The sequence below is a fragment of the Komagataeibacter saccharivorans genome (assembly GCF_003207825.1).
GTDB classification, from domain to species: domain Bacteria; phylum Pseudomonadota; class Alphaproteobacteria; order Acetobacterales; family Acetobacteraceae; genus Komagataeibacter; species Komagataeibacter saccharivorans.
In genome coordinates this window covers 56,605-73,280 of record NZ_NKTY01000016.1, presented here as the reverse complement: position 1 = coordinate 73,280, position 16,676 = coordinate 56,605, and the positions used below count along the sequence as shown (strand labels likewise).

The following is a 16,676-nucleotide window of genomic DNA, read 5'->3' as shown; positions in this document are numbered from 1 at the left end:
CAACTGGATGGTGTATGGCATCATCGACCAGATGATCTGGCGGCCTTCGCTGCAATCCGCACGGTCGGTGGGCGTGTTCCTGCGTGCGACCGGCAATGGTGGCGACCGCAACCTGATCAGCTTCGCCATCGATGCGGGCGTGAACCTGAAAGCGCCGTTCAGGGGGCGTGACAACGACACGATCGGGCTGGGCTGGGGCATTGGCCGGGCCAGTTCAGGCCAGCGCCAGTTCGACCGCGACAGCGGATCAATCGTGCAGGGCAACGAAAACCATCTGGAACTGACCTATCAGGCGCAGGTCACGCCGTGGATGGTGATGCAGCCTGACTTCCAGTACGTCTGGAACCCTTCCGGCGGGGTGGCGGACTGGACCGGAAACCGTCGCGTGGGCAACGAGGCCGTTTTCGGCCTTCACAGTAGCCTGACCTTCTGATTCCCGCCCTGCGGCCTACCTGCCGGGATTGGGGAAAACGTGACAAAATATGACCCATCGGATATGTCTGGGCGCGTGACACCGATACACGCGAAAAGGATATAATCCATGCGCAGAATAGCCACGCTGGCGGCGCTTGCCGCCATTACTTGCGCAACCACGGCCCACGCCGAACCCGGTGGCTGCCTGAAATACGGCGCCGTCGGCGCGGTAGGTGGCCATGTGGCGGGCCATGGCGTGCTGGGGGCCGCCGCCGGGTGTGCGACCGGCATGTACAAGCGCCATGAATACCGCAAGGAAGCCAGGGCCAAGGCGGCGTTGTATGACAAGGAACATCCCGGTTCCAAGGGCACGTATCAGGAAAAGGCCACGGCGTATGATGTCGAACATTCGACAACGCCGGGCAAGATGAACCCCGATGCCGCCCCCGCCCCTGCTACGCAGGCACCTGCGGACGGCGCGCAGAAAATGTGAGCCATGCCCCGCGGGCACGGGTCGCGCCGTTGCCCGCAGGGATGAATAAAGGCATACTGCACGCATGATCACGAAGGCGTGAGTCCTGCTCCCCTTCCCCAAGGTTCAGGAAAGACATGCGTGCGATCCGTTTCCTGTCGCGCAGCAGCGCGATGGTGGTGATACTGGCCGCCCTTGTATGGTGGTTGTCGGGGCCATTCTTTCACCGGCCGGTGCTGGGTGGCGCGCTGGCGCTGGAAGCCGTGATATTCTGGGTCTGCGGCCTGCTTTACACCGAAGATTATCCACACCACATGGTGACCTTCGCAGGCATGACGGTGGTGTTTGGCCTGCTGGGCATTGTGGTCATGCTGCCGTTCGCGCGGCATTACGTCATGATTCATGGCGCGTGATATGCATGTCCCGGTAGATGTATTTTTTGTCATTTAATCGAATTCGATAAAACTATTATCCATCAATGTAGTTAAAGGGATGTGGATATCGTGACACCACAACGTCTCCCAATCCCTAAACTCGGCGTCCCGCTTCGGCGGGGCGCTTTTTTTTCGTGCGCAGGGAAAACGCGCATGGTGCATCGTGTGTGACGGCGGCCTGTCCATTGGGGGGCGCTTTGCGGTATTCAGACGGCAATGGGGTCAAGGACCATTCGGGAAAATCAGGGATGGGTGTTTCGGTGCAGCATGAGGCTACCTGTGGTCCCTGCCGCATTCATCCGCTGTTCGTAGTCTTTTACAAACGACCCCCGAGGAACGGGCTGCAGCAGCGAACCTTGAGCCAGACTGAGCCGGGGGCCATCACATAGCCGCAGCCTGAACGGGCGGTATAGTGCTGCGTCCTGATTATTTCAGGAATGCTGCTTGTCTGTCTCCGCTCGCGCCGGTTTGCAGGCGCTATCAGATCCCATTTCTCATTCGTCGGGCCAGAAGGATCGTGTTTCGTCTTGTGGCCCCTGCGTCCGTATCCAGATGCCTGTTTACGCATCAGTGCTCTGACACCTGTCATATCGAATTTCAAAAAAGGCCCTTATATCCACAACATAGGTATCATCTCTCGATATATAAAATCAGCATAGGGGCGAGTTGTAAGTCATAATATGTCGATTTTCAGGAAATGATTCATATTGTTACCAATCATTTCAAATATCTATTGCATAAAAGAGCTTATATCCTGTGGCGTTAACGACACTATACTGAAAAATATGATGTAAGCCATGGTATTGTGGCATGCTTTCACCGGTTCGTGACGTATACTGAATTCGATGTTGAAACGATAAACAGGTCCCCATGGCGCCTGTTACGGGTGCCGGATCTGCCGGGAACGTAGGGATGATGAAACGACTGTCCACCGTCATGCTTGGCCTGCTGCCGCTGGGAAATGTTGCGTTCGCGGGGGACGGTGCGGTGCTGTACCAGACCAATTGCAGTATCTGCCATGAAGCGGGCGCGCAGGGCCGTCCGGGGCAGTTTCCGCCGCTGGTCGGGCGTGCGGCGCAGATTTCCGCCACGGCGGAAGGGCGGCAATACATGGCTGCCGTCGCGTTGAATGGCATCATGGGCCGGATTACGGTAGGGGGCGACACCTATGCCGGGTTCATGCCTTCGTTCAAGATGCTGCCCGATGAGGATATTGCCGCCATCCTGAACCATGTCGCCAGCCTGCCGGGCGGGGAGGAAACGGTACTTTTTACCCCCTCCGATATTGCTACAGCCCGGACGGAGCGCCTGTCACCCCCGGCGGTGGCGGAAAAACGCAAAATTCTGGATGTCATTCATCCCCTGCCCTGACCCCGGAAATTCTAGAAAAACGTAAGAAAGTGTTTGGTGCAGCTTTTTTTAAAAGATTCAGGCTACGCCGCCTTCCTGAAAAAAGGCACTGCCTGAATATTCTTCATGTATCCGTTCAGGACGCGGCGATCATCCACGCGCGGCATGCCAGACGTCAAAGGAAAATACAGTATAACCCTCTCCGAATGACTGTGAATCACGGAACACAGTTCAATTCAACAAACTAACAGGTCTTGATACTGCGATAATACTGAAGACCTCGCAGAAGTCCAGAAACATGCCTATCCGAATCAAGGATGTTGTCAGTAAGGTTGCTTGCAGGTGGTTGTGTATTATAAAAATATCGATCATATAAATAAAACGACATTCAATATTATTTAATAACAATGTTTATTAATAATAAAGTAATTATCCGCCCTTGCAGTCTGGAAGGTTATTATCTGTAGGTAGATCTACCTGGTAAATTTTCCAGCCTACCTTGTCACGTTATAGCCGGACACATATCGCGAGTGATTCGCCGGAATCTTTTGGGAAATCCATAAAAAGACGGACAACGGACATGTTTTTATTTTTATGTATAATCTTGCTCGACATGGAGGATGCCCACTGGGCATCAAAATCCTGAATGTGGAGAAAATAATCTGAATCTCCCAAATAATTTGGGCTCCATGGTGGTAGAAGATCACCCTCTGGTTCAGATTTATAGGAGCGAACTATTTTTTCAAACAATGATTTTGTAATGTATTTTTTAATGTCTACACCACAAAATAAATCATCCATGTCCCTTTGTTTTGGTTTATTAACAAATTGAGCGCATGCAATCATATATTTTCATAAAAACCCAGCACTTCCTGCTCGGGCGTTATGCTCTGGGCATGTGTCCGGAATGGAAAAAAGATGAGAATGCAGAAGCTTAATATTTTTAATCTATTCTTGATGCCTGTACATTTTATAGCGTGGTTTTTCATTACGATATGCCAGTCCAGGCCGCATGGTTCTCTATTTGAAATCTGATGTCCAAATATCACATCGAACATATGATATGTCCATCTGTATGTCCTTTGGCAGGCTGAATAACAGCCGCATCTCCGGTCCAAAATGGTCCTGCTGACGCATCATTACTAAAACCCGATATAAGCAGGTCATCACCGGATATAATGAAAACAATGTAAAATATAGATAGCATTTACTACGTTAACTGTCAGGGCGTAACCTACGGAACAGCCAACATGTTCCCAACCTGACCTTCTATGTCTCCCTGCCCGAAAAGGGAGCTTTTCCCCGCCATATCGGGCGCACAAAGGGCGGACTGAACTCAAGGCTTCATGCCGTATGTGACGACGAGGGTCGGCCTGTCCGGTTTTATCTGACTGCTGGACGGGTCAGTGACCTCAAAGCGGGCGATGTTTTGCTGGCAGACCTTTCCGATAAGACCGGGAAAGTTACCAGAGACCGGAGATATAACAGCAGCAGGGTCAGACAGTCTCTTGCAGGGCAGAATATCACAGCCTGTATTTCGGGCCGGGCAAGAACGGGAAATCAAAGCCGTTTTACAACGGGCACCAGCATGAAAAGTGCTGCATGATCGAAAATATGTTCGGAAAACTCAAAGACTGGCGACGTATTACGACCAGTGCGCTCATACACTCATGCCTGTCATCCAGATCGCGGCAATCTCCGGCTTCCATCTCAAAGAATGTATCCTGAGCCTAAGCAATATTTTAATACGTCCGGCCCCGATAAGGTGACATGTTTTGTCATAATTCACCTGTTACGAAATGGAACCACCCTATGTCCCACGACTATGCCAAAGCCAACCCCGCGCCTCTGGGCCTTATGGGGTTTGGCATGACGACAGTGCTGCTTAACCTGCATAACGCCCATATCGTGCCGATGGGGGCGGCGATACTGGCCATGGGGCTGGTTTTTGGCGGGGCTGCGCAGTTTGTCGCCGGAATGCTGGAATATGGCAACGGCAATACATTCGGCATGACCGCCTTCATGGCATACGGGGCGTTCTGGATTTCGCTGGTGGTCCTGCTGTTCCTGCCGCAATGGGGGCTGGTGGCGGCGTCTTCCCCTACCCTGATGGGAAGTTACCTGTGGATGTGGGGGCTGTTCACCGCCATCATGGCGCTGGGGTCACTGGCTGCGTCGCGCGCGCATCAGGTCGTGTTTTTCAGCCTGCTGGTACTGTTTTTCCTGCTGGGCAGTGCTGAAGTTTTCGACCGTCCCGGCCTTGGCGTCGTGGCGGGATATGAAGGACTGTTCTGCGGTTTCAGCGCGATCTATCTGGCCGCAGCCGAGATTCTGGAAATCCAGTTCGGCCACCCTGTCCTGCCCATCGGCCTGCCCGGTGCCGGGCGGTCCATTGCGCAGCAGCACGAGGATCTGGTGGTCCATCTTTCCTGAATGTGGATGACAGGCGGCGCGTTCAGACGGGCGTGCCGCCATGGGCCACCCATGCCCGTTCCCGGGCTAGTAGCTGTGCCTTGCGCGCAGGCCCCCACCGATAGCCTGACAGGCTGCCATCGCTGCGGATGACCCGGTGGCATGGTATGATGATCGCCATCTCGTTCGCTGCGCATGCGCCCGCCACGGCCCGCACCGCGCCCGGCCTGCCGATGCGCGCGGCCAGTTCGGCATAGGTCAGGGTCGTGCCGCAGGGTATGGCACGCAGCGCCTGCCATACCTGTTGCTGAAACGCCGTGCCGTTTAACTCAAGCGGCAGGTCCGCCTGCGTGCCTGGCGCGTCAATGCAGGCCGTAACAGTGGCGATCGCCCCGTCCATCGTGCTGTCCCCTTCCACAATGGGGGCGGCGGGAAAGCGTTCATGGGCGGCATGGCGCAGGCTGTCCGCATCATCATCCAGCATGACGGCTGCAATCCGGTCGCCACGCATCGCCACCAGCACTGCACCCAGTGTGGATTGCCCCATGCCGAGACGGATATCCCCCTGACTGTCGCGTGATCGCACCTGTGACGCGTTCATGGCCTGCTATCCTTATGCAAGAACCCAATCCCCGCGCATGGTCTACAATGCGCGGGGTGTGGTGATCCTAGCGCAGGATGCCGGTATGCCCAATGGAATACCGACCCGGCTGCGGCCAGACGGTCAGGCCATGCGGTTCCTGCCCCACGGGGATCTTGCGCGTGGCGCCCGTGGTCGTGTCGATGGCGTAAACCACGTCATCAAACCGGCCGGACAGCCACAATGTCTTGCCGTCATCGCTGACATTGCCCATGTCGGGGCTGCCGCCGCCGGGAATAAGCCACTGGTTCACGACCCTGTCCGTGGCGAAGTCGATCACGCTCACGCCACCGGCCTTGCTGTGGGGCGGCCCGTGGATCTTGTGCGAACCGCGGTTGGCCACGTACATTTTTGTCCCGTCGCGGCTGGGATACAGGCCGTGCGTGCCGATGCCGGTGGGGATGAACCCGGTCTCGCGGAAGGTGTCGCCGTCAATGATGAACACGCCATCGGCATGCATGTCCGCCACATAGAATTTGTGTCCGTCCGGCGCGATCAGGATATCCTGCGGCATGCCGCCACCAGACAGTTTCAGGTAGCCCATCACCTTGCGGTTGACGGTATCCACCTTGGCCAGATAGCCACCGAATTCACACGTGAAGATGGCGTAACGCCCGTCGATCGAGAAATCGGCATGGTTCACGCCCTTGCACTGCGGCACGGACACCGAACCCTGCAGTTCCATGGTGTGCGGATCGCGGAAATCCAGCCGTTCGCGTGCTTCAGCCACGGTTATGGCTGACTTGCCATCGGGCGTGAAATACATGTTGTACGGCTCATCCACCGGCACATCGGCCAGCGGCTGCGTGGTGCGCGGGTCGATGGGGGTCAGCGTGCCCGCCGTCGTGCCCTCGGCATTGTTGGTCACCCACAGCGTGCGCAGGTCCCATGCCGGGACGACGTGCTGCGGGCTTTTGCCCACCTTGAAGCGCGAGACGACCTTGTATGTCTGCGGGTCGATTACGTACACGTTGTTCGAACGCAGGTTGGGCACGTAAACGCGCGCCGGGTCCCTGGCCACTTCCGGGTTCAGGTGGCCTGCCGTCGTCTCGGAATAGATGTTGTGCGGGTCCACGACCGGCGGCATTCCGGGGATGGTGTCCACGGTCTGGGCCAGTGCCGTGCCACCCATCAGCAGCGACGCGGCCAGCCCCAGAATCGGCAGTTTTTTCTTTTGTGTCATAGTGTGATCCTGTTCCTCGCGGCCCCTATAGCACGCCGTGAACCCGGCGCAATCAGTTCGCTTTCTGTCCTGTTAGGTCGTGTTGCATGGCGGCCACTGCAGCGTTGACCTGCATGTCCGCGCCCACTTCCCCCAATGCCGCATCGGCCCGGCGGGGATCGCCGCCATACACGCCCTGCGCCGCCGTTGGCAGGGGGGCGGTACGCAGCGCCTGCGTGCGCACCATGGCCGGGTCCAGCGCCAGCATCAGCGCCGTATCGGACAGGTCGGCATGCTGCCCCACTTCCGACCCGTGGCCATGCTGGCGCAGCCATGTGGCGTAAGCGCCCGGTATCACGTCATAATAGGCGGGGATGTACAGCACATGCGCCCCGTTGCGCTGCCAGCGCCAGTTCAGCATGTCCGCCACCGCGCGCAGGTCGCGCTGGTAGCCGCCGTGATCCCCGATCAGCACCACGCGGGTAAAGCCCTGCACGCGCAGGCTTTCCGCCGCATCGGTCAGCACGGCGCGGAAGGTGGAGGGGGAAAGGCTGAGCGTGCCGGGAAAACGCATGTGCGACGTGCGTGGGGTCGTGCTGCCTTCAGGCACGTAGGCCATGACGGGGGCGACCAGTGTATGCCCCGTCTGGCGTGCGATGCGCCGCGCAAGGATCATGGCCCGCACGTCATGCTTGCCCACTGCGATGTAGGGTCCGCTCTGTTCCGTGCCGCCCACAGGAATAATGGCGGTGGTCGTGCCATTGCGGATGGCATCGCGGATTTCGGTCCATGTCAGGTCCGCGAAATCGACGCTGTCCGGGGCGGCGGCATGGGCGGGCGTGCCCCCCCACAGCGCCAGCATGATCGGCGCAATGGCCAGAATACGGAAACGGTTACGCATGCGGCTGCGGTCCTTGGCGGCAGGTGTTCGACTGCGCACCTGTGCCCTGCCCTTGCGCGCTTGGCAACCGTGCCCTGCGTGAAGGCATGAAACCCGCTCCATCCCCGCCCGTTGGAAATCCCGATCCCATGCAGCACGGCATTCCAGCACGCCCGCTGCCCCTTATCACCATGACCATCAGGGACACGCGAACATCTCATGACAAAGACACCGCACCCATCCGCATCCCCCGCCACCCATACCGGCCCCGGCGGGGAAACCCATCAGGTCGCGGGGGGCGACACGCCGGTCATGACCACCCAGCAGGGCGTGCCGGTGGCCGATGACCAGAATACGCTGCGCGCGGGCGCGAACGGTCCCGCGTTGATGGAGGATTTCCATTTCCGCGAAAAAATCTTCCATTTCGACCATGAACGCATACCCGAGCGCGTGGTCCATGCCCGTGGCTACGGCGCGCATGGCTTTTTTGAACTGACCGACAGCCTGAGCGATGTCAGCAAGGCCGATATTTTCCAGCGCGAGGGCGAACGCACCCCGGTATTCGTGCGGTTTTCCACCGTGGCGGGCAACAAGGGTTCGGCGGACGTGGTGCGTGACGTGCGGGGCTTCGCCGTCAAGTTCTATACCAAGCAGGGCAACTGGGATCTGGTTGGCAACAACATCCCGGTCTTTTTCATTCAGGACGCGATCAAGTTCCCCGATTTCGTGCATGCGGCCAAGCAGGCCCCGGACCGCGACTTCCCGCAGGCGCAGACGGCGCATGACAATTTCTGGGATTTCGTCTCCCTCTCCCCCGAAGCGACGCATATGGTCTGCTGGGCCATGTCGGATCGGGCCATTCCGCGCTCCTTCCGCTTCATGGAAGGGTTTGGCGTCCATACCTTCCGCCTGATCGATGCGCAGGGCCGCTCCACTTACGTCAAGTTCCACTGGAAGCCCAAGCTGGGCCTGCAGTCCGTCGCATGGAACGAGGCGCTGAAAATCAACGGCGCTGACCCCGATTTCCACCGCCGCGACCTGTGGCAGGCCATTACCAGCGGGAATTTTCCCGAATGGGAACTGGGCGTGCAGCTTTTTGATGATGCGTTTGCCGACAGCTTCCCCTTCGACATCCTCGACCCGACCAAGCTGATCCCCGAGGAACTGGTGCCCGTACGCCGCGTGGGCCGTCTGGTGCTGGACCGGATGGTGGACAATTTCTTTGCCGAAACCGAACAGGTCGCCTTCTGTACGCAGAACATCGTGCCCGGCATCGATTTCACCAACGACCCGCTGCTGCAGGGGCGCAATTTCTCCTATCTCGATACCCAGACCAAGCGCCTTGGCGGTCCCAACTTCACCCATATCCCCATAAACGCGCCCAAGTGCCCCTTCCACAATTTCCAGCAGGACGGGCACATGGCCATGCACAACCCGAAGGGGCGGGCCAACTACGAACCCAATTCGTGGTCCCAGCCCACGGGCGGCCCGCGGGAAACGGGGGAGGACTTCCAGACCTTCGCCGCGGACGTGTCCGGCCCCAAGCTGCGCCAGCGTTCGGAATCCTTCGCCGATCACTACAGTCAGGCCCGCCAGTTCTTTATCAGCCAGACGCCGGTGGAACAGACCCACATGCGCGATGCGTTCATATTTGAACTGAGCAAGGTCGAAACCCCCGCCATCCGCGCGCGCATGGTCAGCCACCTGCTGCATGTGGACAAGGACCTGGCCGAAGCGGTGGCAAAGGGACTGGGCCTGTCGCCCCTGCCCGCCCCGGCGCAGGCCGCCCGCCCGGTCGTGGCCGGGCTGGAACCCTCACCCGCGCTGAGCATCCTTGAAAACGGCCCAGGCAGTTTTACGGGCCGCAAGCTGGGTATCGTGATTACCAATGGCGTGGATCATGAACTGCTTGGCGCGCTACAGGATGCCGTGGCGGCGGTGGATGGCACCGTGGAACTGATCGCGCCGACCGTGGGCGGACTGAAGGACAGCGCGGGCAACCCGCTTGTGGCGCAGCAGCGCATCAATGGCGGCCCGTCGGTCCTGTATGACGCGGTGGCCCTGCTGCCCACGGTGGAAGGCGCCAACGCCCTGCGGCATGAGGCGACGATGCGCGACTTCATCGCGGATGCCTTCGCCCATGCCAAGTTCATCGCCCATAACGATGCCGCCGAACTGCTTCTGGCGGCGGCGGGCCTGCACCCCAAAATGCGTGATGAAGGGGTGATCGCGCTGGAATCCGCATCGGATGCGGATACGTTCATCCAGACCTGCGGCGCGCTGCGCCTGTGGGCACGCGAAGGGCGGGTTCATAGCATCTGAGCTGACCCTTACCCGGTGGCTCTTGCATCCGTGCGGCATTCCTCCCCACAATGCGGGCTGCCGGGCGCTCCCGCCCGGTCCGGGACCATCGCAAGAAGCTGATCCATGACGCAGGAAAACACGCCCCGCCCCCAGATATCCATCCTGTACTGCACGCGCTGCAACTGGCTGCTGCGTGCGGCGTGGATGGCGCAGGAACTGCTTTCCACCTTCGGCATGGAACTGGGGGGCGTGACCCTTGTGCCGGGCGATGGTGGATGTTTTGAAATCACGGTTGACGGTCATGTGGTGTGGGAACGCAAGCGCGACGGCGGCTTTCCCGGCCCCAAGGAACTCAAGCAGCGCGTGCGCGACGTGATCGCGCCCGAACGCGACATGGGCCATATCGACCGCAAATCCACGCCCGATGGCGACCCGCCCCCCTGACCACGCCAGCCGTAGCGGGCACATTGTAACGGCCCCTGCCCCATCCCATAATCAAGGGTATGAAAACCATGCCCCCACATGCCGATCGCGCCCATATCCACCGGGAAGTGCAGCGCCTGCGCCAGCTTGCCACGGTGCTGGACGCCGCCTTCCGCATACCCGGCACGAAAGCCCGCTGGGGGCTTGATGCGCTGATCGGGCTGCTGCCGGTAGGCGGGACGACGGTGATGCTGCTGCCGTCGCTCTATATCGTATGGAAAAGCTGGAAACTGGGGGTACGCGGCGCGGTGCTGGGGCGCATGCTGGCCAATGTCGCGGTGGAGACCGCAGCCGATCTGGTGCCGGTGGTGGGCGATGTATTCGATGTCGCGTTCAAGGCCAACCTGCGCAATGTCGCCCTGCTGGAACAGCATCTGGGTCTGACCCCTGATTAAGATTACGACACCAGCTTGGGTGAAAATGCTGCTATCGTGCGCCGCAGATTATGTGGCGGCGTCTTGCCCCGCGGGCGAACCGCCTCAATCAGAGGTTTCCAGATCGCCCACGTCTCATCCGTAAAAGTGCCTGTTCCGTCTCCTTCTTCTATCCTCACAATATGGGAAGAATTTCAAGATCTAACAGGCCCTAGGGCGAACCAGATAATTTATTGAAAATAATAATAAACCGATCATTTATGTTTTATGATATTGAAATAAACTATCTTGAAATGCCATCATTATCCTGAAATATCGTTTTTTTCAGACCATGTTCTTCCGGCGCATTGCTCTGCTAAAACCCGCTGTAGTTCATATTGAACAGGCGGCAATCATCCACACGGTGCATTCTATGAGTAGGGGGAAGCGGTCTGATCCACTTTGTCCGTCTTTGTAAATAATAAAAATGGGGCATTTACAGGTTTCCCACCATGCGGACCTGTGAATTCTCAACCGCCATTCAGTTTGATGATTTCATCTGTCCTGATCTGCACTGAATAAATAGGCATTCTTTATGTAATTTCTCTCGTTTTTCTATCGCCTCTCTTCTGGTTTCATACACATGCTTTTCTGACCACAAATGAAATCCACCCAAAGCAATAACGCAGACACAGATCACTTGAATAAATAAAAACATAATTTCTGAAATTATATTCAATCTTATTATTATTGAATTTCTTTTTATATTATATACTCTAACAGAGGAAATGAATTTTTCTACCCTTTCCAGGGCATCGAAATCACTAATATTTTCAATAACTATTTCATTCCACAAATAATTTAATTTGTTTAAATATACGATCTCTTTGAAAAATATATTTAATGGAAATGTTCTAATTATTTCCAGAAAAAGCAAACTGGCGGTTCCGTCGAAAATGTATGTTTTTAGATTTTCTATTTTCTGAATTTCATCACTATACCAATCCAAATCTTGATCAAGTGCCCATGCGGAAATAGCGAACGCAATTAGGAAAAACATTCCGCCATTAGATATATTATATGGTTGGCTGGAATTATCTAATCTTTTCTTCATTTCATTGTCTAAATCGGAAATAAATTCATCTGTTTTCTTACGTGCTTTGGGATATCTATCATAAGATATTTCAATCCATTCTTTACTATTTTCGTATAATTTCACAATTTACGCTCCATTTCTATACTTATGCAATGGATATAATATAATTCAATATATGCAAGAATATTTTTTATTTTATAGTATTTAAATGTAATAAATTATTAGTAACTATGGATATACAATATTTATACATCGAGAAATTTGTATTTACTTATCATATTATTTGTTAAATTCTGAATTGAAAAGTCACATAAGTAATTTTCCGTATGACTATGCAGATATGGATGATGAGCAGTCATGCGCATGAAGATGAAACAGTCGTCCCGACGGTCACGTCGAGGCGACGACACAGACTGAGCGAAGAAAGCCGCGCTCCATAATCCAACTACTAAAATATCCCTGCATTGTGGTTAAAGGATGGGAAAATGGCCGGAGCAGTTATCGTCATTGTCTTTCGATCGTGATAATATAAAGAATGGTCTCGACGATACGCCACAGTTCGGTGTGCCGATAACGGCCCGTGTCATGGATGTCACTCGCATATTTCAATTCGTCGTGGCGATACGGCGCAGGGGCAATCTCGGTCCAGCCCATCATGATTTCATCAGGATGTCGCAGGCACATGAATCATAACTGACCGAAATTCCCCAATTTATTTTCGGTCAGGCCACTGCAGATACCGGGCTGCCTATCGGCGGATCAGGAAGGCGGCGCCCATTTATCAAGCTGGTTGATCATGGCCTGCGGCGTCAGGCTGCGGGCGTCACCCAGTACGAGGGCATCGTCCCGGTTCACAAGCTGTCCATCGGGGGTGAAGACCAGAACCGCCGGAATGGCTTCGATAACCACGCCATATTTCCGCGCGATGTCCGCATTGCTGTTGTAGCGTTCCCCATTGCGTGGCGCGTTTTTGTCACGGTTGACGTTTATGGGAACGACCACGAAGTTCTTTTCGATCCATGGCGCCACATCCGGCTGTGTCAGCACGCCCGCGAATATGCGGCAGTCCGGGCACCAGTTGGCCCCGAAATCCAGCAGCACCCTGCGTCCCGTCTGGCGTGCAAGCGCGAAGGCCGCGTCCACTGCCTGCTGCGCGCCTTCCGCCGGGCCATAGGGGGCGGTTACGGGTTTGACGCTGGCATCGCCTATCTGTGGCAGCGATCCGGCGGCCATGCTGGCGGAAGCAAGCGGTACCGGGACTGTGGCCAGCAGCAGGGCCAGTGCAAGGGAACCGGGTTTCATGGCAGGCCACCTTCCTCGGGTTAATGATCCGGCGTCGGACCATCTGTGATGGGACCGTGCGGGAGAAAAATACAGATCCCGTCCGTGATTTGATGTGGTCCGTGGCATGCGGTCATATGCCTTGAATTGTGCCGCATGGGCCGGACCAGTTCCTTTCGGATATAGGGAGAACCGGCTGGCCGGTCAATAAAATATCACGGAAAATCGCGTTGTTTTTAAATAACTATTAATAATGTATAAATGGCCGTGCAGCGTCTCTTTCCGCCCGCAGGGCACCCGCCCCGTCACGGCCCCTAGACGTCAGGGGCGTGGCCGTTAAACTGCGCCGCGCCTTGCCGCATGCCATTTGGAAGAACTGCCCACCATGACCCATTCCCCCCTGCAACAGGTCATTGCCGCCCTTACGCCCCTGCTGGGCGAGCGGATTACGCATAATGATTCCATCCGTACCCAGCACAGCCACGGCGAAGGCTGGATGCGCGCCAACATGCCCGAAGCGGTACTGTTCGCCCGCACGACGCAGGAAGTCTCCGCCATCGTGGCGCAGTGCCATGCCCATCGGGTGCCGCTGGTCCCCTTCGGCGCGGGCACGTCGGTTGAAGGGCATGTTACCCCGCCGCCCGGCGCGATCAGCCTCGACCTGTCGCAGATGACCGACATACTCCAGGTCAATGCCGATGATCTGGACTGCCGCGTGCAGGCTGGTGTGACGCGGCAGGCGCTCAATGCGCATCTGCGCGACATGGGACTGTTCTTTCCCGTCGATCCGGGCGGGGAAGCAACGATCGGCGGCATGTGCGCCACCCGCGCATCGGGCACGGCGGCGGTGCGCTACGGCACGATGCGCGAAAACGTCATGGGCCTGCGCGCCGTCATGGCGGACGGAACGGTGGTTGATACCGGGGGACGGGTGCGTAAATCCTCCACCGGCTACGACCTGACCGGGCTGCTGGTCGGTTCGGAAGGCACACTGGGCGTCATAACCGAAATCCAGCTTCGCCTGCATGGCATTCCCGAAACCATGGCCGCCGCCGTGTGCCAGTTTCCCACGCTGGATGACGCGGTGCGCACGGCGGTTGCGATCATGCAGATGGGCGTGCCCATTGGCCGGCTTGAACTGCTGGACGATGTGCAGATGGATGCGTGCATCCGCTATTCCGCGCTGGAAGGCTACCAGCGGCTGACAACGCTGTTCTTTGAATTTCAGGGGTCCCCCGCCAGCGTGCGCGAACAGATTGCAATGGTGGAGGAAATCGCGGGCGACAATGCGGGCCTCGGCTTTACATGGAGCGAAAGCCAGGAAGAGCGCACCCGCCTGTGGAAAGCCCGCCACGCCGCCTACTGGGCGGCCCTTGCCTACCGTCCCGGCCATCACGGGCTGGCGACGGATGCCATCGTGCCCATATCCGCCCTGACCGAACTCATGACCGGCGTGAAGGAGGATATCGGCAGATCCGGCCTGTGCGCGCCGATCGTGGGGCATGTGGGGGATGGCAATTTCCATACCGTCATCCTCGTCCCGCCGGAGGAAGGCGGATACGAACGCGCGCTGGAACTGGACCGCCGCATCGTGCGCCGCGCGCTGGCGCTGGGCGGGTCATGCAGCGGGGAACATGGCATCGGCACCGGCAAGATCGAGTTCATGGAAGCCGAACACGGCGCGCCCGCCCTTGGCGTCATGCATGCGATCAAGCATGCGCTGGACCCGTATAACATCCTCAACCCCGGCAAGATGCTGCCACCCGCGCTGGCCTGAACCCGCAGGCAGGAGCCACCATGTCCGTCCCGACCGATACCGCGCTTGCGCATGCGCTGGACCTGCTGCGGCGGGGCCAGTTCGCCCATGCCCGCGCCGTGCTGGAGGTCTGTCCCCCCGGCCCGCGCGTGGAAATCCTGCTGGCCCATGCCCATGCGGGCTGCAACCGCGTGCATGAAGCCGCCCGGCTGCTGTGCCGTCAGGCCCATGCCAATCCCGGCGCGCGCCACCCCGCACGCGACATGCTGGACCTGCTGCTGCCGCATGACCGGGTGGAGGAAGCCGAAGCCGTGCTGCGCGCCGTGCGCCAGCGCGCGGGCCGCGACATCCGCACGCATGACATGCTGGGCGAACTGCTGCTGCAACGCGGCAGAACGGCAGAGGCGCAGGCGGTGCTTGCGGACGGCCTCAGCCTGTCGCCCGCGCAACTGACCACCGGCAACCTCATGGCCGTGTGTTTCATGGAACAGGGGGAATTTGCCGCAGGCCATGACCTGCTGCGCTACATCCTCAACCACCACCCCGACAGCGCGATGACGCATGCCAACCTTGCGCACCTGCTGGCGGCATGGAACCGCACGGATGCGGCGCTGGAGGCGCATGGCCGCGCGCTGGCGCTGCGCCCCGATGATCCGCAGCTACGCATGAACCACGCGCTGACCCTGCTCAAGACCGGGCGGATGGATGAAGGGTGGGATGAATATGAATGGCGGCACCGCCTGCCCGGTCGCCTGCGGCTGCCATCGGCGGGGCTGCTGCCCGTTCTGGAGCCCGATGCAGACCTGCGCGGGCGTAGCGTGCTGATCACGCGCGAAGGGGGCCTGGGCGATATGCTCATGATGCTGCGCTTCGTGCCGGTGCTGGCGGATATGGGCGCGCGGGTTTATGTGCAGGCCCCCGTTACGCTGCATGGCCTGATCCGGCGCATGTGCTGTGTCCGCCGCGTGTTTGATGACCGTCGCCCCCCGCCTGCCCATGACTGGCACTGTCCGTTCCTCAGCCTGCCGCGCGCGCTGCGCCGGACAGCGGGTCATGCGGGACGCAGCGTGCCCTACCTGCGGGCCGAACCGGCACTGGTGCAGTACTGGGCGCCGTTCCTGCCCACCGGCAACGGCCTGCGCGTGGGACTGGTATGGGGCGGGGCCAGCCGCCCGGACGTGCCCGCGGCCCACGCCATGGACCGTCGCCGTTCCATCCCCCTGCGCGCGCTTGCGCCGCTGGCGGGCATGGCGGGGGTCAATCTGGTCAGCCTGCAGATGGGCACCTATGCCACGCAGATGCGCGACATGCCCGCTGGCATGCGGCTGTATGACCCGATGGAAAGCGTGCGCGACATGGATGACACGGCCGCGCTGATCGCCGGGCTGGATGTGGTGGTGTCGGTCGATACGGCCATCGCCCATCTGGCGGGGGCGATGGGGTGTCCCGTCATCCTGCTGGACCGTTTCGACAACTGCTGGCGGTGGCTTTCAGGCCGGACGGACAGCCCGTGGTATCCCAACCTGCGGATCATACGCCAGCTTCGCGCGGGACAGTGGGATGATGTTGTCCGCCGCCTGTGCAGCATGCTGGCCGCGCGCGACCTGCCCCCATCCGCCACGACGGCCCGGCCCTGACG

Annotated in this window: 17 protein-coding genes; 11 read left to right on the top strand and 6 right to left on the bottom strand. The window is 58.3% G+C overall.

Translation table 11 applies throughout. From position 1 onward, the window contains the following. The 6 genes from CFR79_RS10340 to CFR79_RS10315 form a co-directional block, all read left to right on the top strand. Window positions 1-433 (top strand): carbohydrate porin (locus tag CFR79_RS10340; protein ID WP_146220130.1); only part of this gene is annotated, 433 nt, incomplete at its 5' end. A gap of 108 nt (window positions 434-541) precedes the next feature. Continuing rightward, complete coding sequence (locus CFR79_RS10335) at window positions 542-907, top strand: hypothetical protein (protein ID WP_102323735.1); 366 nt, start codon at window positions 542-544, stop codon at window positions 905-907. A gap of 116 nt (window positions 908-1,023) precedes the next feature. Continuing rightward, a complete protein-coding gene (locus CFR79_RS10330; RefSeq protein WP_110547854.1) occupies window positions 1,024-1,299 on the top strand; it encodes a hypothetical protein in 276 nt (91 codons plus the stop codon). A gap of 933 nt (window positions 1,300-2,232) precedes the next feature. Continuing rightward, window positions 2,233-2,691: a c-type cytochrome gene (locus CFR79_RS10325; protein WP_110547853.1), complete on the top strand. Its 459-nt coding sequence runs from the start codon at window positions 2,233-2,235 to the stop codon at window positions 2,689-2,691. A 1,198-nt stretch (window positions 2,692-3,889) separates the two neighbouring features. Further along, window positions 3,890-4,276, top strand: coding sequence for a transposase (locus tag CFR79_RS16400; protein ID WP_110547852.1), 387 nt, complete (start codon window positions 3,890-3,892; stop codon window positions 4,274-4,276). A 206-nt stretch (window positions 4,277-4,482) separates the two neighbouring features. After that, window positions 4,483-5,103, top strand: a complete 621-nt coding sequence (locus tag CFR79_RS10315; RefSeq protein WP_110547851.1) for an acetate uptake transporter — start codon at window positions 4,483-4,485, stop codon at window positions 5,101-5,103. Between the two features lie 22 nt (window positions 5,104-5,125). On the opposite strand, the gene CFR79_RS10310 is transcribed toward CFR79_RS10315, so the two are convergent. From CFR79_RS10310 to CFR79_RS10300, 3 genes are all read right to left on the bottom strand, one after another. Continuing rightward, window positions 5,126-5,683, bottom strand: a complete 558-nt coding sequence (locus tag CFR79_RS10310; RefSeq protein ID WP_110547850.1) for a methylated-DNA--[protein]-cysteine S-methyltransferase — start codon at window positions 5,681-5,683, stop codon at window positions 5,126-5,128. Between the two features lie 67 nt (window positions 5,684-5,750). Then, a complete protein-coding gene (locus CFR79_RS10305) occupies window positions 5,751-6,905 on the bottom strand; it encodes a YncE family protein (protein WP_110547849.1) in 1,155 nt (384 codons plus the stop codon). A 52-nt stretch (window positions 6,906-6,957) separates the two neighbouring features. Further along, window positions 6,958-7,746 carry a creatininase family protein gene (locus CFR79_RS10300; protein ID WP_258373536.1) on the bottom strand — a complete coding sequence of 263 codons (789 nt, stop codon included), beginning with the start codon at window positions 7,744-7,746 and terminating at the stop codon, window positions 6,958-6,960. Window positions 7,747-7,983: 237 nt separating this feature from the next. Here CFR79_RS10300 and CFR79_RS10295 point away from each other — a divergent pair, with 237 nt between their 5' ends. From CFR79_RS10295 to CFR79_RS10285, 3 genes are all read left to right on the top strand, one after another. Beyond that, window positions 7,984-10,086: a catalase gene (locus CFR79_RS10295; RefSeq protein ID WP_110547847.1), complete on the top strand. Its 2,103-nt coding sequence runs from the start codon at window positions 7,984-7,986 to the stop codon at window positions 10,084-10,086. Window positions 10,087-10,191: 105 nt separating this feature from the next. Then, window positions 10,192-10,512 carry a SelT/SelW/SelH family protein gene (locus CFR79_RS10290; RefSeq protein ID WP_110547846.1) on the top strand — a complete coding sequence of 107 codons (321 nt, stop codon included), beginning with the start codon at window positions 10,192-10,194 and terminating at the stop codon, window positions 10,510-10,512. Window positions 10,513-10,580: 68 nt separating this feature from the next. Next, window positions 10,581-10,946: a DUF4112 domain-containing protein gene (locus CFR79_RS10285; protein WP_258373535.1), complete on the top strand. Its 366-nt coding sequence runs from the start codon at window positions 10,581-10,583 to the stop codon at window positions 10,944-10,946. A 499-nt stretch (window positions 10,947-11,445) separates the two neighbouring features. On the opposite strand, the gene CFR79_RS15680 is transcribed toward CFR79_RS10285, so the two are convergent. From CFR79_RS15680 to CFR79_RS10275, 3 genes are all read right to left on the bottom strand, one after another. Then, window positions 11,446-12,123 carry a hypothetical protein gene (locus CFR79_RS15680; RefSeq protein WP_146220128.1) on the bottom strand — a complete coding sequence of 226 codons (678 nt, stop codon included), beginning with the start codon at window positions 12,121-12,123 and terminating at the stop codon, window positions 11,446-11,448. Between the two features lie 381 nt (window positions 12,124-12,504). Continuing rightward, window positions 12,505-12,657, bottom strand: a complete 153-nt coding sequence (locus CFR79_RS15900; RefSeq protein ID WP_181417415.1) for a hypothetical protein — start codon at window positions 12,655-12,657, stop codon at window positions 12,505-12,507. Window positions 12,658-12,759: 102 nt separating this feature from the next. After that, window positions 12,760-13,302, bottom strand: a complete 543-nt coding sequence (locus CFR79_RS10275; RefSeq protein WP_110547843.1) for a thioredoxin family protein — start codon at window positions 13,300-13,302, stop codon at window positions 12,760-12,762. A 364-nt stretch (window positions 13,303-13,666) separates the two neighbouring features. Between CFR79_RS10275 and CFR79_RS10270 the strand changes: the two genes are divergently transcribed. Next, window positions 13,667-15,058, top strand: a complete 1,392-nt coding sequence (locus CFR79_RS10270; protein WP_102324227.1) for an FAD-binding oxidoreductase — start codon at window positions 13,667-13,669, stop codon at window positions 15,056-15,058. A gap of 20 nt (window positions 15,059-15,078) precedes the next feature. Next, window positions 15,079-16,674: a glycosyltransferase family 9 protein gene (locus CFR79_RS10265; protein ID WP_110547842.1), complete on the top strand. Its 1,596-nt coding sequence runs from the start codon at window positions 15,079-15,081 to the stop codon at window positions 16,672-16,674. Window positions 16,675-16,676: the final 2 nt, after the last annotated feature.

What these genes read in the sequence shown, in the direction of transcription:
- CFR79_RS10295 (WP_110547847.1), top strand. Translation starts at nt 7,984, where the DNA reads ATGACAAAGACACCGCACCCATCCGCATCCCCCGCCACCCATACCGGC.
- CFR79_RS10270 (WP_102324227.1), top strand. Translation starts at nt 13,667, where the DNA reads ATGACCCATTCCCCCCTGCAACAGGTCATTGCCGCCCTTACGCCCCTG.
- CFR79_RS10275 (WP_110547843.1), bottom strand. Translation starts at nt 13,302, where the DNA reads ATGAAACCCGGTTCCCTTGCACTGGCCCTGCTGCTGGCCACAGTCCCG.
- CFR79_RS10285 (WP_258373535.1), top strand. Translation starts at nt 10,581, where the DNA reads ATGCCCCCACATGCCGATCGCGCCCATATCCACCGGGAAGTGCAGCGC.
- CFR79_RS10335 (WP_102323735.1), top strand. Translation starts at nt 542, where the DNA reads ATGCGCAGAATAGCCACGCTGGCGGCGCTTGCCGCCATTACTTGCGCA.
- CFR79_RS10330 (WP_110547854.1), top strand. Translation starts at nt 1,024, where the DNA reads ATGCGTGCGATCCGTTTCCTGTCGCGCAGCAGCGCGATGGTGGTGATA.
- CFR79_RS10315 (WP_110547851.1), top strand. Translation starts at nt 4,483, where the DNA reads ATGTCCCACGACTATGCCAAAGCCAACCCCGCGCCTCTGGGCCTTATG.
- CFR79_RS10265 (WP_110547842.1), top strand. Translation starts at nt 15,079, where the DNA reads ATGTCCGTCCCGACCGATACCGCGCTTGCGCATGCGCTGGACCTGCTG.
- CFR79_RS10290 (WP_110547846.1), top strand. Translation starts at nt 10,192, where the DNA reads ATGACGCAGGAAAACACGCCCCGCCCCCAGATATCCATCCTGTACTGC.
- CFR79_RS10305 (WP_110547849.1), bottom strand. Translation starts at nt 6,905, where the DNA reads ATGACACAAAAGAAAAAACTGCCGATTCTGGGGCTGGCCGCGTCGCTG.
- CFR79_RS15900 (WP_181417415.1), bottom strand. Translation starts at nt 12,657, where the DNA reads ATGATGGGCTGGACCGAGATTGCCCCTGCGCCGTATCGCCACGACGAA.
- CFR79_RS10310 (WP_110547850.1), bottom strand. Translation starts at nt 5,683, where the DNA reads ATGAACGCGTCACAGGTGCGATCACGCGACAGTCAGGGGGATATCCGT.
- CFR79_RS10300 (WP_258373536.1), bottom strand. Translation starts at nt 7,746, where the DNA reads ATGCTGGCGCTGTGGGGGGGCACGCCCGCCCATGCCGCCGCCCCGGAC.
- CFR79_RS10325 (WP_110547853.1), top strand. Translation starts at nt 2,233, where the DNA reads ATGATGAAACGACTGTCCACCGTCATGCTTGGCCTGCTGCCGCTGGGA.